This is a genomic window from Mycolicibacterium arabiense (assembly GCF_010731815.2).
GTDB lineage: Bacteria > Actinomycetota > Actinomycetes > Mycobacteriales > Mycobacteriaceae > Mycobacterium > Mycobacterium arabiense.
This window is the reverse complement of record NZ_AP022593.1, coordinates 1-24,211: the sequence shown is the minus strand read 5'-3', so window position 1 is coordinate 24,211 and position 24,211 is coordinate 1. Positions and strand designations below refer to the sequence as shown.

At 66.4% G+C, this 24,211-nt stretch carries 17 protein-coding genes and 9 pseudogenes; 10 read left to right on the top strand and 16 right to left on the bottom strand.

Annotated elements, in window-relative coordinates:
* Positions 1-8: 8 nt before the first annotated feature.
* On the top strand, positions 9-341 hold the full coding sequence (locus G6N61_RS01715; RefSeq protein ID WP_198339321.1) for a YnfA family protein: 333 nt from the start codon (positions 9-11) through the stop codon (positions 339-341).
* A gap of 35 nt (positions 342-376) precedes the next feature.
* Here G6N61_RS01715 and G6N61_RS01710 read toward each other — a convergent pair whose 3' ends face one another.
* The 5 genes from G6N61_RS01710 to G6N61_RS01690 form a co-directional block, all read right to left on the bottom strand.
* Positions 377-1,786 (bottom strand): FAD-dependent oxidoreductase, encoded by a 1,410-nt coding sequence (locus G6N61_RS01710; RefSeq protein ID WP_163916718.1) that lies wholly within the window; start codon positions 1,784-1,786, stop codon positions 377-379.
* A 79-nt stretch (positions 1,787-1,865) separates the two neighbouring features.
* Positions 1,866-2,291, bottom strand: a complete 426-nt coding sequence (locus G6N61_RS01705) for an arsenate-mycothiol transferase ArsC (protein WP_163916684.1) — start codon at positions 2,289-2,291, stop codon at positions 1,866-1,868.
* A gap of 11 nt (positions 2,292-2,302) precedes the next feature.
* A complete protein-coding gene (locus G6N61_RS01700) occupies positions 2,303-2,974 on the bottom strand; it encodes an arsenate reductase ArsC (protein ID WP_163916681.1) in 672 nt (223 codons plus the stop codon).
* 2 nt (positions 2,975-2,976) lie between these two features.
* A complete protein-coding gene (gene arsB / locus G6N61_RS01695; protein ID WP_163916679.1) occupies positions 2,977-4,095 on the bottom strand; it encodes an ACR3 family arsenite efflux transporter in 1,119 nt (372 codons plus the stop codon).
* Complete coding sequence (locus tag G6N61_RS01690; protein ID WP_163916677.1) at positions 4,092-4,466, bottom strand: ArsR/SmtB family transcription factor; 375 nt, start codon at positions 4,464-4,466, stop codon at positions 4,092-4,094. The genes arsB and G6N61_RS01690 overlap by 4 nt, the downstream gene beginning before the upstream one ends.
* 210 nt (positions 4,467-4,676) lie before the next feature.
* Between G6N61_RS01690 and G6N61_RS01685 the strand changes: the two are divergent.
* Positions 4,677-5,538: pseudogene (locus tag G6N61_RS01685) on the top strand (hypothetical protein).
* A 218-nt stretch (positions 5,539-5,756) separates the two neighbouring features.
* On the opposite strand, the pseudogene G6N61_RS01680 reads toward G6N61_RS01685, so the two are convergent.
* The 9 genes and pseudogenes from G6N61_RS01680 to G6N61_RS01655 form a co-directional block, all read right to left on the bottom strand.
* Positions 5,757-7,885, bottom strand: a pseudogene (locus tag G6N61_RS01680) (heavy metal translocating P-type ATPase).
* 201 nt (positions 7,886-8,086) lie between these two features.
* Positions 8,087-8,362 carry a YHS domain-containing protein gene (locus G6N61_RS01675; protein ID WP_163916675.1) on the bottom strand — a complete coding sequence of 92 codons (276 nt, stop codon included), beginning with the start codon at positions 8,360-8,362 and terminating at the stop codon, positions 8,087-8,089.
* Between the two features lie 23 nt (positions 8,363-8,385).
* Positions 8,386-9,900, bottom strand: coding sequence for a heavy metal translocating P-type ATPase (locus G6N61_RS01670; RefSeq protein ID WP_235887370.1), 1,515 nt, complete (start codon positions 9,898-9,900; stop codon positions 8,386-8,388).
* A gap of 589 nt (positions 9,901-10,489) precedes the next feature.
* Positions 10,490-10,588: pseudogene (locus G6N61_RS30720) on the bottom strand (cation transporter); the annotation flags it as partial.
* 96 nt (positions 10,589-10,684) lie between these two features.
* Positions 10,685-11,656, bottom strand: coding sequence for a DUF8832 domain-containing protein (locus G6N61_RS01665; RefSeq protein ID WP_163916672.1), 972 nt, complete (start codon positions 11,654-11,656; stop codon positions 10,685-10,687).
* Positions 11,653-11,863 (bottom strand): annotated as a pseudogene (locus G6N61_RS30715) (heavy-metal-associated domain-containing protein). The gene G6N61_RS01665 and the pseudogene G6N61_RS30715 overlap by 4 nt, the downstream one beginning before the upstream one ends.
* A gap of 649 nt (positions 11,864-12,512) precedes the next feature.
* Positions 12,513-12,821, bottom strand: coding sequence for a hypothetical protein (locus G6N61_RS30710; protein ID WP_235887369.1), 309 nt, complete (start codon positions 12,819-12,821; stop codon positions 12,513-12,515).
* Positions 12,818-13,018 carry a hypothetical protein gene (locus tag G6N61_RS30705; RefSeq protein ID WP_235887368.1) on the bottom strand — a complete coding sequence of 67 codons (201 nt, stop codon included), beginning with the start codon at positions 13,016-13,018 and terminating at the stop codon, positions 12,818-12,820. The genes G6N61_RS30710 and G6N61_RS30705 overlap by 4 nt, the downstream gene beginning before the upstream one ends.
* Before the next feature lie 325 nt (positions 13,019-13,343).
* Positions 13,344-14,096, bottom strand: coding sequence for a response regulator transcription factor (locus tag G6N61_RS01655; protein ID WP_163916670.1), 753 nt, complete (start codon positions 14,094-14,096; stop codon positions 13,344-13,346).
* A 424-nt stretch (positions 14,097-14,520) separates the two neighbouring features.
* Here G6N61_RS01655 and ripB point away from each other — a divergent pair, with 424 nt between their 5' ends.
* The 3 genes from ripB (at position 14,521) to G6N61_RS01640 (ending at position 17,183) form a co-directional block, all read left to right on the top strand.
* Positions 14,521-15,120, top strand: coding sequence for an NlpC/P60 family peptidoglycan endopeptidase RipB (gene ripB / locus G6N61_RS01650; RefSeq protein WP_163916668.1), 600 nt, complete (start codon positions 14,521-14,523; stop codon positions 15,118-15,120).
* Positions 15,121-15,417: 297 nt separating this feature from the next.
* Positions 15,418-16,188: a helix-turn-helix domain-containing protein gene (locus tag G6N61_RS01645; RefSeq protein ID WP_163924534.1), complete on the top strand. Its 771-nt coding sequence runs from the start codon at positions 15,418-15,420 to the stop codon at positions 16,186-16,188.
* A 47-nt stretch (positions 16,189-16,235) separates the two neighbouring features.
* The gene (locus G6N61_RS01640; protein WP_235887367.1) at positions 16,236-17,183 is read left to right on the top strand and encodes a sterol desaturase family protein; all 948 of its coding nucleotides are present in this window, start codon (positions 16,236-16,238) and stop codon (positions 17,181-17,183) included.
* A 67-nt stretch (positions 17,184-17,250) separates the two neighbouring features.
* Here G6N61_RS01640 and G6N61_RS01635 read toward each other — a convergent pair.
* Positions 17,251-17,519, bottom strand: a pseudogene (locus G6N61_RS01635) (metal-sensitive transcriptional regulator).
* A 69-nt stretch (positions 17,520-17,588) separates the two neighbouring features.
* Entirely contained in the window at positions 17,589-18,446 is an 858-nt protein-coding gene (locus G6N61_RS01630; RefSeq protein ID WP_163916665.1) for a sulfite exporter TauE/SafE family protein, read from the bottom strand.
* Between the two features lie 285 nt (positions 18,447-18,731).
* Between G6N61_RS01630 and G6N61_RS01625 the strand changes: the two are divergent.
* From G6N61_RS01625 to G6N61_RS01605, 5 genes and pseudogenes are all read left to right on the top strand, one after another.
* Positions 18,732-20,096 (top strand): annotated as a pseudogene (locus tag G6N61_RS01625) (MBL fold metallo-hydrolase).
* Between the two features lie 189 nt (positions 20,097-20,285).
* Complete coding sequence (locus tag G6N61_RS01620) at positions 20,286-20,669, top strand: ArsR/SmtB family transcription factor (RefSeq protein WP_163916663.1); 384 nt, start codon at positions 20,286-20,288, stop codon at positions 20,667-20,669.
* Positions 20,666-22,604: pseudogene (locus G6N61_RS31080) on the top strand (heavy metal translocating P-type ATPase). Before G6N61_RS01620 ends, G6N61_RS31080 begins: the two are co-directional and overlap by 4 nt.
* Positions 22,605-22,842: 238 nt before the next feature.
* A pseudogene (locus G6N61_RS30670) lies at positions 22,843-23,004 on the top strand (signal peptidase II); the annotation flags it as partial.
* A 93-nt stretch (positions 23,005-23,097) separates the two neighbouring features.
* A pseudogene (locus G6N61_RS01605) lies at positions 23,098-23,676 on the top strand (cadmium resistance transporter).
* The last annotated feature ends 535 nt before the right edge of the window (positions 23,677-24,211 follow it).

The following is a 24,211-nucleotide window of genomic DNA, read 5'->3' as shown; positions in this document are numbered from 1 at the left end:
CTCTCTTGATGGTCGTCAAATCAGTTGCGCTGTTCGTCGTTGCGGCCCTCTTCGAGATCGGCGGCGCCTGGCTGGTGTGGCAGGGCGTGCGCGAACATCGCGGCTGGATCTGGGTCGGCCTTGGTGTCATCGCGCTCGGCGCGTACGGGTTCGTCGCCACCCTGCAACCCGACGCCCACTTTGGCCGCATATTGGCCGCGTACGGCGGGGTGTTCGTCGCCGGCTCCCTGCTTTGGGGCATGGCCCTGGATGGGTTTCGACCCGACCGGTGGGACGTCACGGGCGCTATCGTCTGCCTGCTCGGGGTCGCCGTCATCATGTACGCCCCTCGCGGCGTCTGATGGAAACTAGCGCGGTACCAGTCAGCGCCGATGGGTCAGCTGAATGCCTTCGCCCGGAGCTGGCGGGCCCAGGTCTGGGTGGCCATTTGCGTCGCGTCCCAGGGCGATCCCAGCGGTGGGGTGTAGGACAGGTCCAGCTCGGAGAAGCCCTCGACGCTCATCTCGTGGAACAGGGCGGCGGCGTAGGTGTCGACCCGTTTGGAGACCTCCGCGCTGCGGTGTCCGACGAGCTGGGCGCCCAGCAGCCGGCCGGTGCGTTCGTCGCCGGTGATCCGGATGTGGATGGGGGTGGCGCCCGGGTAGTAGGCCTTGTGGTCATCCGGTGTGGCCGCGGTGGTGACCGGTGTCCAGCCGCGGTCTGCGGTGAGTACTTCGTGGTCGCGCACTCCGGTGCGGGCGGCCACGAGGTCGAAGACCTTGACGACCTGGGTGCCGAGGCTGCCTGCGAAGCGGGCGTTTCCGCCGAGTGCGTTCTCCCCGGCGACGCGGCCCTGCTTATGCGCAGTGGTACCCAGCGGCAACCACGTCACGCCGAGCAGGCGGTGATGGGTGTGCACGCAGTCCCCGGCGGCGAACACATCCGGCAGATTTGTGCGCATCGTCTCATCGACGGCCATCGCTCCCTTCATCCCGAGTTCGGCGCCGGCATCGGCGGCCAGCTCCGCGTCCGGTCGCACCCCGACCACGACGAGCACGAAATCGACAGTCTGCTGCAGAGTTTCACCGCCACGGATCGCGGACACCGTGAGCGCGCCGGTACTGCTGCGGGTGACGGCGGAGACAGTGGTGTTGGTGAGGACCTGTACGCCGTGGCGTTTCAGTTCGTCGTGGATGAGGGCGCCGAGTTCTGGGTCGACGGTCGGCAGCACTTCGGGCAGCGCTTCGATCTGGGTGACGGCGATACCGCGGGTGGTAAGGCCTTCGGCCATCTCCAAGCCGATATACCCGGCGCCGATGATGACCGCAGTCTTGGGGTCGCGCTGTTGCAGGGAGTCCATGACGGCGAAGGTGTCGCCCATCGAATGCAGCAGGTGCACACCATCTTCGGGGCCGAGGGCGTCGGGTCCGGTGAGGCCGTCGATCGGCGGGCGGGCGCTGACCGCGCCGGTGCCCACGATCAGGGCGTCATAGGACAATTCAGTGGGCGCCCCGGTGGGGTCGAGGACGTCGAGGGTGTGCTCGGCGACGTTGATGGCGGTGGCGCGGGCATCGGTGAGCACTCGCATGCCGGTGGCGGCCAGGTCGTCGGCGGTGCGGTGGGCGAGGTTGGTCCAGTGCCTGACCTCCCCGGAGACGTAGTAGGGGATGCCGCAGATGGAGAAGTTGGGGTAGGCGTCGGCGACGACCACGGTGACCTCGGTGCTGGGGTCGAGTTCACGGATGCGCAGAGCAGCGCTGATTCCGGCGTCACTGCCGCCGATGGCGACTATATGGCGTGCGGGCATGACGAAGTCTCCTCGGTGTATCGAGCGGGAAGGGCGTGCTGCAGCGCTGCAGCGTGAAAGTCAGCGGGGTAGGTAGGTGTCAGGCAGTGGCGTCGGTGAGCGTGGTGTGCAGGCGTTGCACGCGGGCGGTGATGTCGTCTCGGACCAGGCGCATGCGTTCGAGGCCGTCGATCCCGCGCTCAGAGGGTTCGTCGGTGTCCCAGTTCTCCACCCGCGTTCCGGGCAACGCATCGAGCTGCGCTTCCCGGCCCAGGGTGACCACCAGATCGACGTCGCGGGCCAGTTCCAGATCGATCAGCTTGGGTTGCTCACCGGTGATGTCGAAACCCACTTCCAGCAGCGCCTGGGCTGACAGATCATTGATTGCGCCACCGGGTCTGGTGCTGGCCGAATGCCCGTTCACGGTGTCACCGGCGAGCTGGCGCATGAGCCCGGCGGCCATCTGTGACTTGCCGCCGTTCTTGACGCAGACGAATAGCACCGACGGTGTCGACGGGTCGGTCATGGGGTTCCTGCTCAGTTCTGCCGGGCTGTGACGTGGAGTTCGGCCAACAGTCGGCGGACGCGCTCTTCGATGTCATCTCGGATCGGGCGAACCGCGTCGACGTCCTGACCCTTGGGATCGGGCAGGTCCCAGTTCTCGTAGCGCTTGCCGGGGAAGATCGGGCAGGCGTCCCCGCAGCCCATGGTGATCACCACGTCGGCGGCCTGAACGATTTCGTCGGTCCAGGGCTTGGGGAATTCACCGGTGATGTCGATGCCGACCTCGGACATCGCCGCCACAGCGGAGGGGTTGATGCGGTCACCGGGCTCGGAGCCACCCGACCAGGCCACCGCGTCGTCACCGGCGAAGTGGGTGAAGAAGCCCAGCGCCATTTGGGAACGACCGGCGTTGTGGGTGCACAGGAACAGCACCGTGGGCTTTCCGTCGGTGATCTTGCCTTCGACTCGGGCCAAGGCGTGCAGGCGTTGGCGCGCGAATCGTTCGGCCAGCAGGGGCAGGAAGTTGGAAACGGTGGCGCGCCCGGCGAACTGGTCGTAGGAAGTGTGCAGGAACTGTTCGATCGTCTCGACGCCGAAACTGTCTGCGAAGTCGCGCTCCAGGCGGGTGGCCGCGGTCTTCAGGGCGTGTTGTTGATCTATGGAAAGGTCGCGGTGGGGGCGCAGGGCAGATGGGCTGTCGTTCATGGTCAGGACTCCTTCGTCGCGGATGGCCGGTCGGCTGCTGACGCCGGCACAGAGGTGTGGTCGGCGAAGCGGCGGCGCAGCGCCAGCGAGACGTAGACCAGGGCGACCAGCACGGGCACCTCGATCAGTGGGCCGACGACACCCGCGAGCGCCTGGCCCGAAGTAGCTCCGTAAGTTGCGATGGCGACGGCGATGGCCAATTCGAAGTTGTTGCCCGCAGCAGTGAAGGCAAGCGTGGTGGTGCGCTCATACCCCAGCCCGATGACCGCACCGAGCAAGTAGCCGCCGCCCCACATGATTGCGAAGTACACCAGCAGCGGTAGCGCGATGCGGACGACGTCGAGGGGTCTGCTGGTGATCTGATCTCCCTGCAGCGCAAAGAGAATGACGATGGTGAACAGCAGCCCGTAGAGCGCCCACGGGCCGATCCGGGGCAGGAACTTCGATTCGTACCAGTCGCGGCCCTTGGCCTTCTCGCCGAGCCGGCGCGACAGATAGCCCGCCAGCAGCGGGATGCCCAGGAAGATGAGCACCGATTTGGCGATCTGCCACGGCGAGGTGTCGATGGTGGTCTGCTCCAGGCCGAGCCAGCCGGGCAGGACCGACAGGTAGAACCACCCCAGGACGGCGAACATGACGACCTGGAAGATCGAGTTCAGCGCGACCAGCACCGCGGCGGCCTCACGATCGCCGCAGGCCAGGTCGTTCCAGATGATGACCATGGCGATACAGCGGGCCAGGCCCACGATGATCAGCCCGGTACGGTATTCGGGCAGGTCGGGCAGCATCAGCCACGCCAGCGCGAACATCAACGCCGGCCCGAACACCCAGTTCAAGAACAGAGAACTCAGCAGGAGCTTGCGGTCCCCGGTCACGGTGTCGAGGCGGTCGTAGCGGACCTTGGCCAACACCGGGTACATCATGATCAGCAAGCCAAGGGCGATCGGCAACGAGATGCCGTCGATCTGTACGCCGTCGAGCGCCGCGTTCATGCCCGGCACCCATCGTCCGAGCAGCAGCCCGGCGGCCATCGCGATACCGATCCACACCGGCAGGAACCGGTCGAGGGTGGACAGCTTGCCCACCACCGGCGTCGAGGAAGTCGCCACGGTGTCCGTCATGCCGTCACCCCTGCCAGCGCGGGACTGTCGAGATCCAGCAGCGCCGCGATCTCGCGCAACGCCTCCGGGACGACGGCGTAGTACACCCACGATGCCCGGCGCTCAGAGGTCAACAGGCCGGCGGCGCGCAGCACCTTGAGGTGATGCGACACCGTGGGCTGCGAAACGTCGATACCGCCGGAGATGTCGCAGACGCACGCCTCGCCGCCGGAATGGCTGGCGATCGCGCTGAAGAGCCGCAACCGCACCGGGTCGGCCAGTGCCTTCAGCTTCGTCGCCATCTCGGCGGCGGCCAGTTCAGTCAGTGGCTCGCGCAGCAGTGGCGGCGTGGCACAGCAGCGGTCCGCCCCCGCACTCTCCGGAATCGACATGCATCGATATTGACAGTGATCGAATCAACGCGCAAACGAACAGACGATGAATTTTCGAGCTGAAAGGGAAACGAAGCCGCCGCAGACGCCACTGTCCAGAATCAGTGAGCTTTGCCCTCTGCCGTGATGCGGCATTCGCGCGTGGCGCCGTCGCCACCGCCTGCGCGGTCCGTGGCATCGGTGACGGATGCATCTCGGTCGGGTCTAAATGTGGCGTCACTCAACGACTACCGGTGGTCGCGCTGCCATCCTGGTTCCGTGGCACCCAGAACAGCGAGGAAGACTGACAGCAGGCTGGCCGCTCGGCTCGCCGCGCTCGCCTCGATCGGCGCGTCAGTAATTCACTTCGCCGTCGTGCCGAACCACTGGCAGGAGTGGATGCCAGCAGGCGTCTTCTTCGCATCGCTCGCACTCTTCCAATTGCTCTGGGCGCGGCTCATTCTCTCCCGAACCACGACCCCTGTGCTTGCTGTTGGCATTGTGTTCAACATTGGAGCCATCGCACTCTGGGCGTTATCTAGGACCGCGGGAGCCCCGTTCGGTCCCAACGCCGGAGAAGCGGAATTGGTCCAAGCCGCGGACCTCTGCGCGCTTCTACTTCAAATTTACGTCGTGATGGGCGCCAGCTGGGGTGTGGTACCGCGGCCTACAGGGAGAGCCGGTACCGGTGTTCTTTAGCGCATCGGTGCTCATGAGCGCGGTCGGCATCGTTGCGCTGGCGTCGACAGTGGGCGTTGCCTCGGGCCTGCGGCATGGCCACGACGCGCCAGCGAGCGCCGATGGTGGTCATCACGGGACAGCCCCCGGGGACGCGCAAAGCGAGCACCACGGGACCGCCCCCGACGATGCACAGAGCGACCAACAAGCCAATGAGGCTGAGTCTGAACAGGCCAATCAGCACGACTCCAGCGCTCAGGAGCCCCATGACCCTGAGAGCAACCATGATTCGGCCGTCCCGCCGCCAGTGAACGAGCCCGCCGGCCAGTCGGCGGTGCCGGCGCCGGCAGAAGCCCCGGCTTCGCCCGCGGTACCTGCGCAAGACGGTGATAGCGATCATGATCACAGCGAGTGAACAATCGATCTCTGCGCTTGTTCGGGGCCCCTTGACGATCGAACAGTTACTCCGTTGGTATCCGGTCGGCCCGTCTCGAAAGATCAACGCTCACAGGGTACGTCGTCGGTCAGGCCGAGTAGTCAACGTCTAGGGACGCTTATCGCCAACCTCAACCCGACCGTGCAAGCGGCCTGCCATTCGCAGCGCACCACGGAAAAGCTTCGCCTTCCGCAGTCCTAATGATCAAGAACTGCGCGCGTGCTCGCCTCAGGACTGAGGTCGAGGCGGCGCAACACTTGCGCATTGAGAGCCACGACGATCGTCGACAAGGACATCAGAATCGCGCCAACTGACATCGGCAGCACGAACCCGATCGGTGCGAGGACACCCGCAGCCAATGGCACTGCGACGAGGTTGTATCCGGCGCCCCACCACAGGTTCTGCTTCATCTTCCGGTAGCTCGCCCGGGACAGCTCGATCACCGACAGCACCGATCGCGGGTCGGAACTGGCCAGGATTACACCGGCAGAGGCGATCGCTACGTCGGTACCCGCGCCGATCGCGATGCCAACGTCGGCCTGCGCCAACGCGGGGCATCATTGACACCGTCGCCGACCATGGCGACCTTCTTGCCCTCGTGCTGCAGAGCCGAGACCTTCGACGCCTTGTCCTCCGGGCGCACGCCGGCAAACACCCGATCAATGCCGAGTTCGCGGCCCACGGCCTGGGCGACCGCCTCGGCGTCACCGGTAATCATGACCACCTCGACGCCGAGCTTGTGCAGGGCGGCGACCGCTTCCCGCGATTCGGGGCGGATTTCGTCTGCCAAGCGCAGGCCGCCGAGCACAGCGCCGTCGCGGACGACGTGCAAGATGATGGCGCCCTCCTCACGCCACGCGGTGGCAGTGTCGACCTCTTGTCCGCCGATCTCCTCGAGTAAGCGGGGGCCGCCCACCCGGATCTCGTGCCCCTCGACGATGGCAGTCACACCGACCGCCGGAGACGACGAAAAGCCACTGGCGCGAGGCACACTGAGTGCGCGCTCCATGGCGGCTCTCACGATTGCCCGTGCCAGGGGGTGTTCACTGTCGGCCTCGGCGGCGGCCGCCAGGGCGAGCACGGTGTCATCGTCGAGGTCGCCGCTGGCCTCGATGGCGGTCACCGTCGGTTCACCCTTGGTCAGGGTGCCGGTTTTGTCGAAGAGGACGGCGTCGACGGTGCGCATTCCTTCTAGTGCCAGGCGATCCTTGATCAGCACACCTCCCCGCGCGGCACGTTCGGTCGCGATTGACACCACCAGTGGTATCGCCAATCCCAACGCATGGGGGCATGCGATGACGAGCACGGTGATCGCCCGGACGACCGAGGCGTCGGGGTCTCCGACGATCGACCACGCCGCGGCGGTGATTGCGGCGGTCCCCAAGGCGAACCAGAACAGCCAGCCGGCCGCCCGGTCGGCGAGGCGCTGGGCTCGCGAGGACGAGTTACGCGCCTCGGTGACCAAGCGCTGGATGCCCGCCAGCGCGGTATCGTCGCCCGTGGCGGTGATTTCGACCCGCAGCCCAGAATCTGTGGCGACAGTTCCGGCCGTCACCGCGTCCCCGAGACCACGGGCCACCGATCGTGATTCACCGGTCACCATCGACTCGTCCATGTCCGCGCGTCCGTCGATGATTCTGCCGTCGGCGGGGACGCTGCCGCCGGGTCGGACGACCACCAGATCCCCGACGTGCAGGTCGGCGGGTGAGACGGTGATGATGCGGTCGCCGTCGACTTTCTCGGCCTCGTCGGGAAGCAGGGCGGCCAGGAGTCCAGTGCGGAGGTGGTTTGGGCGAGGAACGCATCTCGACCCAGTGGCCGAGCAGCATGATCACGATCAGCAGCGCCAGTTCCCACCAGAACTCCAGTTCGTGGTGGAGCAGGCCCAGGCTCGCGCCCCAGGAGGCGAAGAATGCGACGGTGATGGCCAGCCCGATGAGCAGCATCATTCCCGGCTTGCGAGACCGGATTTCGCTGACGGCACCGGTGAGAAAGGGCGACCACCGACGACGTACATGACCGTGCCGAGCAACGGCGCGATCCAGCGGGCGCCGGGAAAGCCGGGTACTTCGTAGCCGAGCAGCATTGCGAACATGGTCGAGAACACGATGACCGGGACGGCTATGATCACGTTGATCCAGAAGAGCCTCCGGAACACAGCGACGTGATCGCCGCCGTGGCCGGCATGGCCCCCGTGTCCAGCATGGCCGTCGTGGCCGGTGCTCGTTTGGTGTTCGGGGCGTCGTCCGTCTCCGCCGCGGCCTTCGTGGTCCGGGTGCGCGCCGCCGTGAGACGCCGCCACCGCGTGCTCGTCGTGATGTGTCATTTTCGCTCCTTGGAAGACTCATGTGTCGGTTCGAACGTGTGAGCAGCGATCGGAGGGCCGACGCAACTGCGTCGAGATGCACCGCTGTCACGCGTCATGGCCGCCAGAGTCGGTCAATCTGGACTCTTCAGTGCGTTTGGCGTCGTCGGCCGGTCCTGCGGCGGCAGCGTCCCGAAGACGGTGGCGTCATGACGAATGCGGTCAGGCCACGCCGGCGTACTTGTCGGGATCACGGTCGAACCGCGGTCCACATCCTTTGCAGCACAACCAGTACCGCCGACCGCGGTAATCGCGGAACAGGCCTGCGGCTTCGGCGGCCACCTTGTCCACTGGCGTGCCGGGCATGACCGGGCATGTCGTCTCGTCCGTTGCGGGTTCGAGGAGGTTGGTGGGCGCGGGATTGATGACCGTCGTGCCGAGGTCTTGTGGTGAGCCGCTGCAGCAGCAGCTCGACGTCGCATTCTCGTTGCCGGACATGGGGTCTCCTTAGTGCAGGGGGGTTAGTGGGCAGAGGCTGTGGATTTGAAGCCGCGCAGTCGGAGGCTGTTGCCCACGACGAAGACGCTGGAGAACGCCATTGCCGCGCCGGCGAGCATCGGGTTGAGCATGCCCAGGGCTGCGACCGGTATGGCGGCGACGTTGTAGGCGAACGCCCAGAACAGGTTCGTCTTGATCGTCGACAACGTTCTGCGGGATAGCCGGATCGCGTCAACGGCGCTGCGCAGATCGCCGCGCACCAGGGTGATGTCGGAGGCCTCGATCGCCACGTCAGTTCCGGTACCCATCGCCAAGCCGAGGTCGGCTTGGGCGAGGGCGGGCGCATCGTTGACGCCATCGCCGATCATCGCCACGGTCTTGCCCTCGGATTGCAGCCGGACGATGACGTCGACTTTGTCCTTCGGCATCACCTCGGCGATCACGGTGTCGATGCCGACCTCGGCGGCAATCTGCCTCGCAACGGCTTCGTTGTCACCGGTGAGCAGCACGGGGGTCAGACCCATCTGACGCATCTGTGAGATAGCCTGCGCGCTAGTGGGTTTCACGGTGTCTGCGACGACGAGCACACCGCGAACCTGACCGTCCCAGCCGGCGGCGACCACCGTCTTCCCCTGCGCTTCAGCCGCTTCTTTCGCCTGCACCAACTCCGGGCTCAAGTGTTGGGACCAGTCGGCGAGCAGAGATTGGCGTCCCACGACGACGGCGTGGCCGTCGACGACGCCCTGTACACCCTTGCCTTCGACATTGGCGAAATCCTCAGGGGTGGGCAGCGTCCCGAGTTCTTCGGTCGCGGCGGTCGCGATGGCCTGGGCGATCGGGTGTTCCGAAGCGTTCTCCAATGCTCCGGCTAGCCGGAGCAGGTCTGCGCGTTCGGTCCCCGCGGCAGTGATGACATCGACCAGGGTCATCTTGCCGGTGGTGACGGTGCCGGTCTTGTCCAGCACCACAGTGTCGACCTTGCGGGTGGACTCCAGCACTTCCGGTCCCTTGATCAAGACGCCCATTTGCGCCCCGCGACCGGTGCCGACCAGCAGTGCCGTCGGCGTGGCTAAACCGAGCGCGCATGGGCACGCGATCACCAGGACTGCAACGGCGGCGGTGAAGGCGGCCGCGACCGGAAACCCTGCGCCCAGCCACGCGCCCAGTGTGATCACCGCGATCGCGAGGACGATCGGTACGAAGACTCCGGAAACGCGGTCTGCTAAGCGCTGGACTTCGGCTTTTCCTGTTTGGGCGTTCTCCACCAGTTGCGCCATCTGCGCCAACTGGGTGTCCGAACCGACGCGGGTGGCTCGCACGACCAGTCGCCCGCCGGCGTTGACGGTCGCACCGACCACGGAGTCACCTGGACCGACCTCCACGGGTACCGATTCGCCGGTCAGCATCGACGCGTCCACCGCCGATGTCCCCGACGTCACCACCCGTCGGTGGCGATCTTCTCCCCGGGCGCACGACGAACTCGTCGCCCACCACAAGTCGTCGACGGCGATCTTCGCTTCCGCGCCGTCGCGCAGCACCGACACCTCCTTGGCGCCCAGCTCCAACAAGGCGCGCAGCCGCGCCGGCCTGCCGTTTGGACCGTTTCTCGAAATACCGTCCCGCCAGGATGAATGTCGTTACACCTGCTGCGACCTCGAGGTAGATGTTGGCGGCGCCATGAGACGGTGCCAACGTCAGTTCGAAGGGGTGCTTCATTCCCGGGGTGCCGGCGGTCCCGAGGAACAGCGCGTACAGCGACCACAGGAACGCCGACAAAGTGCCCAGGGAGATGAGCGTGTCCATCGTCGCCGTGCCGTGACGCAGGTTGGTCCAGGCGGCGCGGTGGAACGGCCACGCCGCCCAGACGATCACCGGCGCAGCGAGCGCCAGCGACGCCCACTGCCAGTACGTGAACTGCGCTGCGGGGATCATCGCCATCGCGATGACCGGCACCGACAACAGCACCGAACCGATCAGCCGGTGGCGTAACGACGCCATGTCGGGGTCGTCGGTTTCGCCTGTTTCCCGGCTGGGGGCGGGCTTCTCCGGTGTCGGTAGCGTGGCGCTGTAGCCGGCGTTCTTCACCTCGGCGATCAGTTGCGCCGGATCGTATCCGTCAGGCACCGTGACGGTGGCCTTCTCTGTCGCGTAGTTGACCGTTGCGGCGACACCGTCGATCTTGTTGAGCTTGCGCTCGATGCGGTTGGCGCAGGACGCGCAGGTCATCCCGCTGATGCGTAATTCAACGCTCGGGCCGGACACTGCTGTCGATGTCGTCATGCGTGGCACTGCCTTTCGATTCTCTGGGTAAGGCGGAAGTCTTCAGTGCCCGCCGGCATGGCCGGCGTCGCGCGAAGACTCTGGCGCGGGCTGATCGGTGTCGCCGCGCGCGGCGTCGACGACGAACGTGGCGGTGTGCACGGTGTCATCGACTTTGAAGTCGAGGTAGAGCAGGTAGCGACCGGCGGTGGGTGCGGTCGCCGCGAATGACACCGCAGGCCCGCCAGTGCGGCCCGCTACCGGCCCAGCCCCCTCAGGGTGCACGTGCAGATAGGCCAGGTCTCCCTCACGCAACGCGACGAGGTGACCATAGGCCCCCAGGTAGGGCTGCAATGTCGTCACTGACTCCCCGTCCCGGGTGACCGTCGCAGTGAGCTGCTTCGAGACGCCCGCGGTGAGCGCACCGTCGAGTTCTACGGTGTAGTCGGTGATCTCATCAATGATGCGTGTGGCGGCCCGGGGCGACGGAGCGAAGACGCCGGCCACCTCCACGGTCCGGGTGAGGGTTAGTTTCGTGCTGCCTGCCCGGGCAGGCTGAAAGTCGGCGAACACGCGGTAAGAGCCCGCGGCGTTCCACGCCCAGGGCGTCGACCACGTGCCCGCGGTGCGGTCCAGGACGGGGTGTACGTGCGCGAAGTGCTGGCCATCAGAACGGACGACGATGAGATGCAGCTGCTTGTCGTGCACGGTCGCGTAGTCAAGCAGCGGCTCGCCACCAGGATCGACGATGGCGAAGCTCAACGTTCCCCGACCACCAGGGGCGACGGGTGCCCGTACCGGGCTGAGCGCATAGCCATCTCGGGCGAGGGACAACCCTGGCGGATCGGCGGACGGAAGGGACACCGGCGCCGCTTGCTCGGTGGTCGCGGCGCGACCACCAGGGCTATCCGCGCCGGGGTTCAGCGAAGCGGTCACCGCGGTGTCAGGAGCGACGGCCGCAGCGGCGCCGTACGCAGCCGCGAATGCCATCACCAGCCCCGCACCGAATGCGGCCAACCGTCCCGCGGCGTTCATGCGACGCGCAACGCCGAATAGCCGGCCTCGTCGACGGCGTTGAGAACCTGCGCGTCATCGATGGGACCGCTGGACGTCACGATCAGCGTCCCAGTCGTGGCGCTGACCTCGACGTCTTCAACCCGGGCACCCGCTCACTTCCTCACGCACCGACAGCTCGCAATGCCCGCAGGTCATACCCGTGACGGTGTACTCGATCGTGCTCATATCCGACTCCCATCTGCATGCCGTAGATACCCCTACGGGGTATTGGTACCTTCTGAAGGTATACCCCCCGCGGGTATGAAGCAAGGGGTGGGGTTTACCGACTAACGAGGTGCCATCCGCGCGTCAATGCTCTTCGCGGCCTGAACGATGGGAAGGGATGATTGACGATGCGGACGCTTCACGTGGGCAACGACGGCTGGCCGCTGATGGGCGAGGCGATCGGCAACGGCGAGCTGATCGTCATGCCTCACGGCGGTGGGCCCGGTCACCACAGCATGAAGCCACTTGCCGATCGGCTTGCGGGTCGGTATCGCGTTGCGCTACCCGACATTCGAGGGCATGGCGCACCAGACGCATCTGATGATCGCAGTTGCGCGCCGGGAGGCAGCACAGTTTGAACGTGGACCAAGGCAAGCGGCAATGTGCGCGTGGTGAAGCCAGATTGCCCTTTACCCTGCAGCGCAAACACGTTGCCAGGCAGCCGGTTCGAAGGGGCTGCGAGACCCGCACATGCCACACCGTATTCGGCACACATCGACCCAGGACGCTTGGTACGTAGCGTTCGACGCCGCGTGCCGCGACGTTCGGCCGGGGCCGTTTCTCCGCGCTGACCGGTACATGGCCGACCGCGCGCGACCGAGTCACACCGCTACTGCGGTTCCATCCCGCTGACCGGCTTGGTCAAGGCGTAGTAGGCGTACCGGCTGTCGAGGCGGTTGCGCGGGACCAGAGTGACTAGCTGCGGCTCGAGGCCGCACTCGCCCGCGAGTCTCCAGAACTCCTCGATGGTGAACGTCGTGTTGAGCGCCAGGTTGCGAGCGTAGGCCCAGCCGATCCGTCCGCGGGTACGACCGTCGCTGGTGTGATACTTCACCTGCACGAAGGCCATTCCACCCGGTCGAAGCACGCGTTGGGCGATGCGGAGGATGGTGCGCACGGCGTCTACTCCGGTGGTCAACTCAATGACGTAGAGGCATAGGAAAGGTCGCACGCGTGGCGCAGGCCGTCGGCAGCTGCGTTCGGGTCGGCGAGATCGATGAGCAGGGTGTCCACCGGGGTGTTGCAGACGGCCTGCACTTGGCGGAAGCATTCGGCGAGGTTGTCCGGCGAAATGTCGGCGGAGATGAAGCGCTCGACATGCGGCGCGAAGGCCACGGCGTTGGCTCCCCACCCGCCCCCCATTCGATGATCGTCGTCGGAGTGTCGACCTCCAGCGCGCGAGCGAACCGCTGATAGATCTCCAAGTGGTCCCTACCAACCTCAGCGAAGGCCTCGTCGCCGATTCCGTGTCGCCAATGCGAATTCGAGTCCCACGACTGGTCGCCATCGGAGGCGGACCAGTATCGGGCCGCTTGTCTCCCGATACGGGCGTCGTGTCGACGTGGCATGAGCAGCCGGACGGCGGCCACGATGAACCGTTCTCCGCGTGCGGCCATGCTCAACCCCGTCCGCCGGTCACGGGACTGGCCATCGCGTTTCCTCACGCGGTCACGCGGCCGGGCGCGACGGCCAGGCGGTACCCGACGCCACGCACGCTCAGCACCAGAGCCGGTTCTTCGGAATCGTCTCCGAGTCGGCGGCGCAGCGCAGCGATGTGCACGCTAATCCGTTCGGTGTTTGCGCTCGACCGCGATCCCCAGACCGCCTCCATCAGATCCCGGCGGGTGACCACGGCACCGCGCCGCCTGGCCAGCTCGACCAAGATGTCGAACTGGGTACGAGTCAGACCGATCCGCTGGTCTGCGATCCGCACCTCACGTCGACCAACGTCGATCGACAACGGTCCGTACGAAAATCGCCGTGGCATGGGATCGCCGCCTTCTGCAAGCGCTTCGTTGGCCTGCCATCTCCGCAGCGCGGCCCGCACCCGCGCCGCAAGCTCGCGGCTGCTGCGCGGACCGGTGAGGACGTCGTCAGCGCCTGCTCGCAAGCCCGCCACGACGACGTTCTCGTTGCCCGCACTCGTGCACATCGTGACGTGGGAATCACAGACGTCGCGTATTTCTCGGCACACCTGCATCACCGAACCACCCAGGAGATCCACGTCGAGCGCGACGAACCCCGGCTGCAGCCGCTGGGCGGCGCCCACCGCCTCATCACCGTCGTCGGCCACCACCAAGGAGACCTCATCGGTGCGGAAGTGGTCGGCGACCGCCTCGATCCACCTGAGGTGGTCGCCGACGATCAACATCGTCGCCGGGGCCGGTGCCGTCGCCATCAAGCCGTCACGCATTAGGAAATACTGCACTACTACGTAGAGCAGTACAGACTCTTGGCAGCGGCGTGTCGAATTCACCCCCTTGCATGAAGCCGATACACACGGCCGCGAAAGGCATAGCGCGCGCGAACTTTCGCGCGCCGCGCCGCGGCCGGTGAATTGTTACGCAAGCGAGACTTGAGGCGCAAGTCACCTCACGTGACAAATGTTAACGTTTGATCTGAACGTGATACCTACGTACTGCCCTGCTACGTAGACGGTCGGTGGTCGGTCGGCAAGCATCCGGTGATCGACGCGGGATCTACCCATGCGCTGCGCGCCGACGACCGAGAAGGCGAGGACCGTGTCCACGAAGCTCCACCGGCGCCTGAAGGCTCTGAGCTGTATGGCATCGCCACGCTCGCAGTGACCCTAGCCGCGCCCGCGGCCGCCGGGCGACGTGACCTTGGATCCGAGCCTTCCACAGGTTGTCAGTGCTGGCGCACCCGGCGACCCCCTCGCCATCGCCAACGCCTCACTTCGCGCCACCGCCATGGCTACCGAGACCACGATGAACCTCGGCCGCAACTTCCTGCGCACTTTGGGTTTCGGAGGCGCCGAACCCAGCGCCGCTCCGCTGGCGTCGGGCCGTGTGTCGGGCAGTCAGGCCATCGAGTACGTCATCCGCCGTGCAGGCACACAGCTCGGGGTGCCTTATTCATGGGGCGGCGGCAGCCTGACCGGACCTAGCCGCGGCATCGACCAGGGCGCCGGCACAGTTGGTTTCGACTGTTCAGGACTGACTCGATTCGCCTTCGCCGGTGTTGGCATTCTGCTACCCCGCTGGTCCGGTGACCAGTACAACGCTGGCCGCAAGGTCCCTCCGTCGCAGGCCCGCCGAGGCGACCTGTTGTTCTGGGGTCCCGGAGGCAGTCAGCACGAGGCGCTCTATTTGGGTAACGGCCAAATGCTGGAGGCCCAACAGACGGGTGTTCCGATCAAGATCTCACCGGTGCGCAAAGCCGGAATGACGCCTTACGTAACGCGCATCATCGAGTGACGCGCCTGTGCAGCATCCGCATCTGCCCATCGTCGCCGTTCGGGCAGGCCGGGGCCCACCGGGCCCGGGCTGGGATGTCGGCGATGGTGTTGTCGCCACCGGGTTTAGCGAAGACGCGTTGGGCAGACTCGGAACGCAGACGTTGTCGACGTCATTGGTGTTCACGGCCGAGGGCCACTATTCAACCGCCGCAGGTACACCCGGCTAGTGTGATCGGAGCAGGAGCTGATCAGATTGGATCGGTGGCATCGCCACTAGAGGCACAATGCAGGGCGGCGCTATCGTCGCTCAGTGGCGATGAATACCCCGGGTGGTCATGCAGCTGCCGGACCACGCTGGAGCGGCGCGGCGCTCCTTCGCCCGGGGGTGTTGGCCTTCACCGGATCGATCGGCCCCACCGATGCCCACGCCCACCACGCCGTGCAGGTCATAACCGCGACATCGGCTTTGACGGTGCTCGATGGGCACGGCGCCCGCCACGTCGGAACGAAGGTGGTCGTGCCCGCCGACGCGCCACACCAGATCGAGGTCGGCGCACAGGAGGGCACGGTGGTGTTCCTGGAGCCGGAGTCCGCGCCGGGCCGGGCCGCGCATTCGCGCGCCGTCCACTTCGGATGGACGGTCACCCCTCTGCTTAGTTCCACTCGGCGACAAGCGCTGTCCGCGGTCGTCGACGAGCTGATCGCGAGCCTGGCACCTACCCCAGTTGTTCACGGCAGTGACACGGCGCGCCATCCCGCCGTCGATGACGCATTACGTCTGTTGCCCGACCTCATGGCGGCTGGCACGGTCAGCGGAACCAAACTCGCCGCCATAGTTGGGATCTCGGCGAGCCGCTTGACGCATCTGTTCTCTCAGCAGGTCGGCATTCCGTTGAGACGCTACGTGTTGTGGTCACGGTTGCAGCTTGCCATCACCCGGGTGCAGGCCGGCGATGACCTGACCGGCGCGGCGCACGGCGCGGGATTCGCCGACAGTGCCCATCTCACTCGCACCACCCGTGAGATGTTCGGCCTGCCACCCTCGGTGCTGAGCCGGCACGTCTCCTGGGACCTCGACAACGAATAGCCGAATCATTCAAGCCATATCGCGGCGGCGGCCGCGACGATCAAGGCATGAGAACGAACTCTTCGACATCGACGGCAATCACCGCGGTCCAGACGGTGGCCCGCTACGGCTACGTGCCGTTCATGTTGATCGGCTTCAACGGGGTGGGCATCGCCGTGGCGGCCGCCGGCGCGCCGAAGTACTGGCTGCTGGCGATTCTGGCGGCCGCGATCATGACCGCGTTCCTGGTGGAGCGGGTCATTCCGTATGACGAGTGGAACGACGACCGCGCCGATGGCACCCGCGACCGCATCCACGTGGCGGTCAACGAAACCCTGATCCTGGCCAGCGTCGCCGCGATCCCGCTGCTCGCAGCGATCGTCCCCGCGCCGCAGTTGTGGCACAGCTGGCCTTTCGTCGCACAGGTCCTCGCCGCGATCCTGGTCGCGGATTTCGGCATCACCGTCGTCCATCTGGCCAGCCATAAGATCGGCGTGCTGTGGCGCTTTCACGCGGTGCACCACAGCATCACCCGCTTCTACGGCCTCAACGGCCTGATGAAACACCCCCTGCACCAAACCGTCGAGATGGCCGCCGGTGTCGCACCCCTGATCCTGATCGGGCTGCCCGTCAACGTCGCCTCCGCGCTTGCCCTGGCTGTCGCGATCCAGCTGCTGCTGCAGCACTCCAACGCCGACTACCGGATCGGCCCGGTCAAGTACGTCCTGGCCCTCAACGAAGGCCACCGCTTCCACCACCTGAAATGGGCCGGCATCGGCGACGTCAACTTCGGGCTGTTCACCCTCGTGTGGGACCACCTCATGCGCACCTACTCCTATGACCCCGCCCGCCGCTTCGACTCCACCCAGCTGGGCATGGCCGCCAAACCCGACTACCCCAGCAGCTACCTGCGCCAGATGATCTACCCGTTCACGCCCGGCGTGCACCTTGCACCCGCCGCCGACACCCGCGTGGCAGAGACACGGCCACCGACATTCGGTCCAGCCTCGAACTAGCCGGTTTCGTCGCACAACGCTGTCGTGACATCGAGGCTATTGACAACTGGCGCTACGTCATCGCGAGTCAGGCCAGTGCCAAGAACAGCTTTTCCAGCTCGGCCTCGGTCATGGGTTGTTGTCCCTCGGTGGCCTCTCCGGTCAGGCATTCGCGTAAGCCGGTGGCGACAATCTTGAAGCCGGCCTTATCCAGGGCGCGCGACACCGCGGCCAATTGTGTGACGACGTCCTTGCAGTCGCGACCTTGTTCGATCATCGAGATCACCCCGGCGAGCTGCCCTGGGCCCGACGCAACCTGTTGAGCACTGCGGCGATGGCGTCTTCGTCACCGACCATGACTGTGGGTCCTTTCAGCAGCGGGGGTAAACCCCCACGTTACCCGTGGGGGTATTGGTTGGACAGTTCTCACGCGGCGATCCGAATCGGGATGAGGCGGCGCAGGGGGCAGTAGGTGTACCGGGCACACGCGAATGTCATGGTGGCGGCAACGGCAGTGAGTGTCGCGGCGGCGATTCCCACGCCGAGGTGGATTTCTTGGGACACGACGACCGTTGACATCGCAAGGACGAACCAGCCCAAAGCCTTTCGCAACAGGTCGGGTTTGACCATGGCGGTCAGGCGGGCGCCGACGAGGGCACCGACCGCGGCCGCGGTGGCTACTGCCAGCGCTGCCGGCCAAGTGATCGGCACGCTGGACAGGTAGCCGCCCAGGCCCGCGAACGAGTTCATCGAGATCACGATCAACGAGGTGCCGACCGCGACCGGCATGGGCAACCCACCGAGCACGGCGAGGGCGGGCACCACCAGAAATCCGCCGCCCGCGCCGACCACGCCGGTCACCAGTCCGACCGCCAAGCCCACGCAAAGGATCTTCGGAACCGGCACATGTGGTCGGTCGGCGGCGTCGACGGCCGTGCGGCCGCGCAGCATCGCGACCGCCGTGGCGGCCATCATCGCAGCGAAGCCGACCAGCAAGACCGTGCCCGGAATGAACCGAGCCAGGACGCCGCCACTGTAGGCGCCCGCCATACCCGCTGCGCCGAAAGTGAGACCCGTGCGCCATTGCACCCGGCCGGCCCGTGCGTGAGAGACGCCGATCGTGCTGGTCACACCGACGACCAACAGCGAGGTGGCAATGGCCTGCTTGGCGTCCATGCCGGCGACATAGGCGAGCAGCGGCACCATCAGGATCGAGCCGCCGCCGCCGAGTAATCCCAGCACCATGCCGACGATCACTGCCAGGCCGACGGTGAGCACGGTCATCGCCAATTGCCGGAGCAATGTGCGGTCTCGGACTCACCGGTGTGTCGAACGTCGACCAGCCGTGAGGGGTCGACGACGCGCACCCACCGTCGTCGACGTGGTGGGGATTGGGGGAGGTGGGTGCGGTCATCATCGTCACGGCGAATCCCTTCAGGCGTTCGGCATATACCTAGGGGGTATAGTCAGATATGGTGGCATACCCCGGGGTACCCGCAACTCCGTACGCGTTCCGCCCTGGGGCCTGCTGGGGCGGTGACTCACCGCCACACACGAAACACCTGAACCATGAAATTCATGCAGTACTACTTGGAATGTCTGTCCCACGCGTCGTATCTGATTGCCGACGAGACCACCGGCCGCGCAGTCGTCGTCGATCCCCGGCGCGATGTCGCGGACTATCTGTCGGACGCCGAAAAGCTGGGCTGGCGAATCGAACTCGTAATCGAGACTCACTTCCACGCCGATTTCGTGTCCGGTCACCTGGAGCTAGCAGCCACCGGCGCCACGATCGTGTACTCCTCGGTCGCGCAGACCGAGTTCGCGTCGATGGGCGTCGCCGACGGCGAACGCTATGACCTGGGCGAGGTCACGCTGGAGTTCCGCCACACCCAGGCCACACGCCCGAATCGATGAGCATCGTGGTCGAGCGCCGCGGCGATGAGGTCCCCTACGGCGTCCTGACCGGCGATACCTTGTTCATCGGTGACGTCGGGCGGCCCGATCTGCTCGCCTCCATCGGGTTCACCCGTGAACAGTTGGCGGGCATGCTGTACGACTCGCTGCACAGCAAGCTGATGACACTGCCAGATGCCACGGGTGTACCGGCGCACGGCGCGGGTTCGGCATGTGGCAAGAACCTTTCCACCGACCTGTGGTCGACCATCGGCGAGCAAAAGCAGACCAACTACGCCCTGCATGCCGCCGATAAGGCCACGTTCGTGGATCTGGTCACCCAAGGACAACCGCCAGCACCCAGCTATTTCGCCGTCGACGCCATGCTCAACCGGCAGGACCGCGCACTGCTCGATGAGACGAAGATGCCGACCGCACTGAACTACACCGAGGTCCTCGACGCGCTCAACGGCGGCGCACTCCTGGTCGACGGCCGTAGCCCCGATCACTTCGCGCTGGGCCACCTGCGTCGCTCGATCAACATCGGACTCGACGGCCGCTACGCGGAGTTCGCCGGGTCGGTGCTGCCCTCCGACGTCGACATCGTGTTGTTCAGCGGACCCGGTCAGGAACTGGAAGGCAAAAATCGTCTCGCGCGTATCGGTTTCGACCGCGTCGTCGGCTACCTCGACCGCCCGTTCGAGGTCATGTTCGACCACCGCAGTGATGTCCAGATCGCCCCTCGGTTAACGGCCAAATCCTTCGACCAGCGCAGATCCGAGTTCACCGACGTGCAGGTCGTCGACGTGCAAACCCGGCGAAGTCGCGGCGGGAAGCATCCCGAACGCCGTCGCCATCCCGTGGGTCAATTGCCCGATCGGTGCGAAGAGCTGGATCCAGCCAAGCCGACGGTCGTGTACTGCCGGCGGATATCGCTCCTCGGTAGCCGCGAGCTTGTTGCGCCAGCGCGGATTTGGAGACGTGAGCGACATCGTGGGCGGCTTCAACGCGTGGGAAGCCGCTCAACAGAATGCGTAGATGAGTAGACGAAATGGCGAGCGTCGCCAACGCACGAAGCATCGACGGCCCCTCCCGCGGCTAGGGCGGATGTCCAGTGACGCCGCGTTGCTCCGAACGGGCGCATGTCCAGCCTGCGGCCTGCCGCAGGCTCGAAGTATCGCCATGAACCGTCTATCATCGTCGAATGGCGATGAAGAAGTCTGATAGGTGTGCGGCTGTTCCCCGAGAGCGTCATCGAATCTGGATGCTGCGGTGGCGCTGTTTCACAGTCTTTCCGATTCGGCGCGGTTGGCGATCGTGCGCCGCCTGGCTGACGGGGAGGCCCGCGTGGTCGATCTGATCGGGGAGCTGGGGTTGGCGCAGTCCACGGTGTCGGCGCACGTGGCGTGCCTGCGGGACTGCGGGCTGGTTACCGGGCGCCCCGAGGGCCGGCAGGTGTTCTATTCGCTGACTCGCCCTGAACTGATGGACCTGCTGGCCTCGGCCGAGACGCTGTTGGCCGCCACCGGCAACGCGGTCGCGCTGTGCCCTACCTACGGAACCAACTCGGGCATCGACGCGTCGACGGGTACGCAGGAGGCTCGGCGATGAGCGACGCATGCGGTTGCGGCGACGACGAGCCCCGCGCCGCCGACGAAGTCGACGGTGAGCCCGAACGGCTCCGGCAGATCAAGGAACTGCGGTTCGCCGCCCTCTCGGGAGTGCTCCTGGCGGCAGCGGTGATCGCGGGGTTCCTCGACGCCGCCGAGCCGGTCGTCCTCGCGCTGGAAGCGGCGGCGCTGCTGGCGCCTACACCTTCGTCCCGTCCACCGTGAAGCGGTTGGCGAAAGGCAAGATCGGGGTCGGCACGCTGATGACCATCGCCGCCGTCGGCGCGGTAGTTCTCGGCGAGGTGGGTGAGGCCGCGATGCTGGCGTTCCTGTTCTCCATCAGCGAGGACTGGAGGAATACTCGCTCGCCCGTACTCGCCGCGGGCTGCGCGCCTGTTGTCGCTGGTGCCCAACGAGGCCACCGTGCTGCGTGACGGCGCCGAGAAAACCGTCCCGACAGCGGATCTGAGGATCAGCGACCGGATGATGGTCAAACCCGGCGAGCGTGTCGCCACCGACGGCATCATCCGGTTGGGCCGCACCGCACTCGACGTCTCGGCCATCACCGGCGAGTCGGTTCCCGTAAAGCCGGGCCCGGTGATGAGGTGTTCGCCGGGTCGATCAACGGCACCGGAGCACTGGAGGTGGAGGTCAGCACCACCGCTGAGGACAACTCCTGGCCCGTATCGTGCGCATCGTAGAGGCAGAACAGTCCCGCAAGCGCGTCTCAACGCTTGGCCGACCGCATCGCCAAACCCCTGGTGCCCGGGATCATGATCGTCGCCGGACTGATCGCGGTGATCGGCAGCCTGCTCGGCGACTCGGCCACCTGGATCGAACGCGCCCTGGTGGTGCTGGTCGCCGCCTCACCGTGCGCGCTGGCGATCTCGGTGCCGGTCACCGTGGTGGCCGCCATCGGCGCCGCCAGCAAGCTCGGCGCGCTGGTCAAGGGCGGCGCCGCCGGAAGGGGCTGGGCAAGATCCGCGGCGTCGCCTTGGACAAGACCGGCACGCTAACCGCGAACCGGCCCGCCGTCATCGACGTGGCCACCATCAACGGCGCGACTCGCGAGCAGGTTCTGGATCTGGCAGCGGCACTGGAAGCGCGCAGCGAGCACCCGCTGGCCGCGGCGATACTCGCCGCAGTCGATGACGTCACACCCGCCTCCGACGTCGAGGCCGTCACCGGCGCCGGGCTCACCGGGCGTCGCGAGGGCACGCTTCGTCTGGGCCGCCCCGGCTGGCTCGACCCGGGCCCACTTGCCGGTGACGTCGCACGGATGCAGCAGGCAGGCGCCACCGCGGTCCTCGTCGAAGACGACGGCCAGGTCATCGGGGCCATCGCAGTGCGCGACGAGCTGCGCCCCGAAGCCGCTGAAGTGGTCGCGCAGTTGCGCCGCGACGGTTATCACGTGGCGATGCTCACCGGCGACAACCAGGCCACCGCCGCCGCGCTGGCCCGCGACGTCGGGATCGACGCCGTGCACGCCGAGTTGCGCCCGAAGCCAAGGCGCGATTGATCGAACAGCTCCGCGCCCAACGCCCCACCGCGATGGTCGGCGATGGCGTCAACGACGCTCCGCGCTGGCACCGCCGACGTGGGCATCGCGATGGGCGCGATGGGCACCGACGTGGCCATCGAAACCGCCGACGTGGCGTTGATGGGCGAAGACCTGCGCCATCTGCCCCAAGCGTTCAGCCATGCGCGCCGGGCGCGGCGGATCATGCTGCAAAACGTCGGCCTGTCCTCGGATTGATCATCGCGCTGGTCCCGCTGGCGCTGTTCGGGGTGCTCGGGCTGGCCGCGGTGGTGCTGATTCATGAACTCGCCGAGATCGTGGTGATCGCCAACGGTGTGCGGGCCGGGCGCGCCGACCGCCGCCCGCTCGATCCGGCAGCCAGCCACCCGCGCGGCACCGGTGAGCGCACCGTCGTGACCGCCGGCCCCACCAGCCCAGAGGCCAGGGTGAGGCGGGCGCGGATCACTTTGGTCGCCACCGTGGTCATCGTCGCCGCCTTGGACCTGGGATTGAAGACCTGGGCCGGCCGCACCCTGAATGACGGCAGCTCAATAGATCTCGGGCCGCTCAACTTGCGGCTGGCGTTCAATCCGGGTGGCATTCAGTTTCGGCGACACCCTGCCCCGCGGCTCTGCTCGGCGTCACCGGCGTCATCGTGGTCGGTTTGGCGGTGTTCGCCGTCCGCGTGACGCGCACCGCCGCGCTTCCCGTGGTGCTGGCGCTAGCGGCGATGCTGGGCGGCGCGGTGGCCAACGTGATCGACCGCGCCGCGGATGGGCTGGTCACCGACTACCTGCACACCGGCTGGTTCCCCACCTTCAACCTGGCCGGCGTCTTCGTCGTCACCGGGGCAGCCGCACTCGTCGTGGCTAGCTGGCGAACAAGCAACACCGCAGACATGAAGACACGCATGATCTTGTCCTCGGTGCTGCCCGCGATCGGCCTGTTCATCGTGACCAACATCGACGACATCATCGTGCTCACTGTTCTTCGCCCGCGGCTCGGCCAACGCGGAACCACGGCCCGTATCACCGCAGGCCAATACCTGGGATTCGCCGGAATCCTGGGCGCGGCAGTGCTCGTCACGCTGGGCGCCGGGGCGTTCCTCCCCGTACTTCGGGCTCGTACCCTGGCGTTGGGGTGTGGGCGGCATGGCAAAGGCGCGGCAACGACGACGACGACGACGACGGCAAGGCCGCGGGCAAGAACGTTGGCGTCGTGACCGTCGCAGCAGTCACCTTCGCCAACGGCGGCGACAACATCGGCGTCTACGTTCCGGTCTTCCTCAGCGTGGGACCGGCGGCCGTGGTGGCCTACTGCATCGTCTTCCTCCGTGCTCGTCGCGGTACTGGTCATCGCCGCCCGATTCGTCGCCACCCGCCGGCCGATCGCCGAAGTCCTCGAACGCTGGGAACACGTCCTGTTTCCGATCGTCCTGATCGGCCTGGGCATCGTCATCCTGGTCAGCGGCCTCGCCTTCGAAATCTAGCCGGCCCCAACATTGGTGGTGAATTCCGCGGCAACGTGGTCATCGTGGTGTGGCTGCCCTTTCACAGCGTATTTCCGCATCCGACACGCCGGGTGGATGGCGCACTGCTCCCGGTGGGGACAGGATTGGCGGTCCTGTCCGTCGCCGCGTCGTGGCCGGCCGTGGCTGCCGCACTTTGCGCAGTCGCCGTGATGTTCAGCAATGGTTCATACCGACGGCTTTGATCGCCCTGAGTGGGGCCGACGCTCGCAGCGGCGATTGTCATCGTCGACACACTCGATGAGGACATTGATCGCCCGACGTCCACAGGTCCAGAAACATCGAGGACTAGCGCTGTCGCCAACCCTCAGGAGGGTCTCAGTCCTCCTTGGCCGGTGGTGGCGCCACAGGACGCGTTAGAGACACGCCATCCCGGGCTCTGTCATCATCAACGCCACCGCGAGGACCGGCCCAACGAGGACGGGACCGGTCGCCGTGATGAGATCGATGCGGGCCTTGATCCCGGTGGGCGGGAACAAGAGTCGCTCACACGTTG

Excerpts from the sequence above, each read along its gene's own strand:
- G6N61_RS01715 (WP_198339321.1), top strand. The coding sequence starts at position 9 with ATGGTCGTCAAATCAGTTGCGCTGTTCGTCGTTGCGGCCCTCTTCGAG.
- G6N61_RS01710 (WP_163916718.1), bottom strand. The coding sequence starts at position 1,786 with ATGCCCGCACGCCATATAGTCGCCATCGGCGGCAGTGACGCCGGAATC.
- G6N61_RS01705 (WP_163916684.1), bottom strand. The coding sequence starts at position 2,291 with ATGACCGACCCGTCGACACCGTCGGTGCTATTCGTCTGCGTCAAGAAC.
- G6N61_RS01700 (WP_163916681.1), bottom strand. The coding sequence starts at position 2,974 with ATGAACGACAGCCCATCTGCCCTGCGCCCCCACCGCGACCTTTCCATA.
- arsB (WP_163916679.1), bottom strand. The coding sequence starts at position 4,095 with ATGACGGACACCGTGGCGACTTCCTCGACGCCGGTGGTGGGCAAGCTG.
- G6N61_RS01690 (WP_163916677.1), bottom strand. The coding sequence starts at position 4,466 with ATGTCGATTCCGGAGAGTGCGGGGGCGGACCGCTGCTGTGCCACGCCG.
- G6N61_RS01675 (WP_163916675.1), bottom strand. The coding sequence starts at position 8,362 with ATGTCCGGCAACGAGAATGCGACGTCGAGCTGCTGCTGCAGCGGCTCA.
- G6N61_RS01665 (WP_163916672.1), bottom strand. The coding sequence starts at position 11,656 with ATGAACGCCGCGGGACGGTTGGCCGCATTCGGTGCGGGGCTGGTGATG.
- G6N61_RS01655 (WP_163916670.1), bottom strand. The coding sequence starts at position 14,096 with ATGCGTGACGGCTTGATGGCGACGGCACCGGCCCCGGCGACGATGTTG.
- G6N61_RS01645 (WP_163924534.1), top strand. The coding sequence starts at position 15,418 with ATGAATACCCCGGGTGGTCATGCAGCTGCCGGACCACGCTGGAGCGGC.
- G6N61_RS01640 (WP_235887367.1), top strand. The coding sequence starts at position 16,236 with ATGAGAACGAACTCTTCGACATCGACGGCAATCACCGCGGTCCAGACG.
- G6N61_RS01630 (WP_163916665.1), bottom strand. The coding sequence starts at position 18,446 with ATGACCGTGCTCACCGTCGGCCTGGCAGTGATCGTCGGCATGGTGCTG.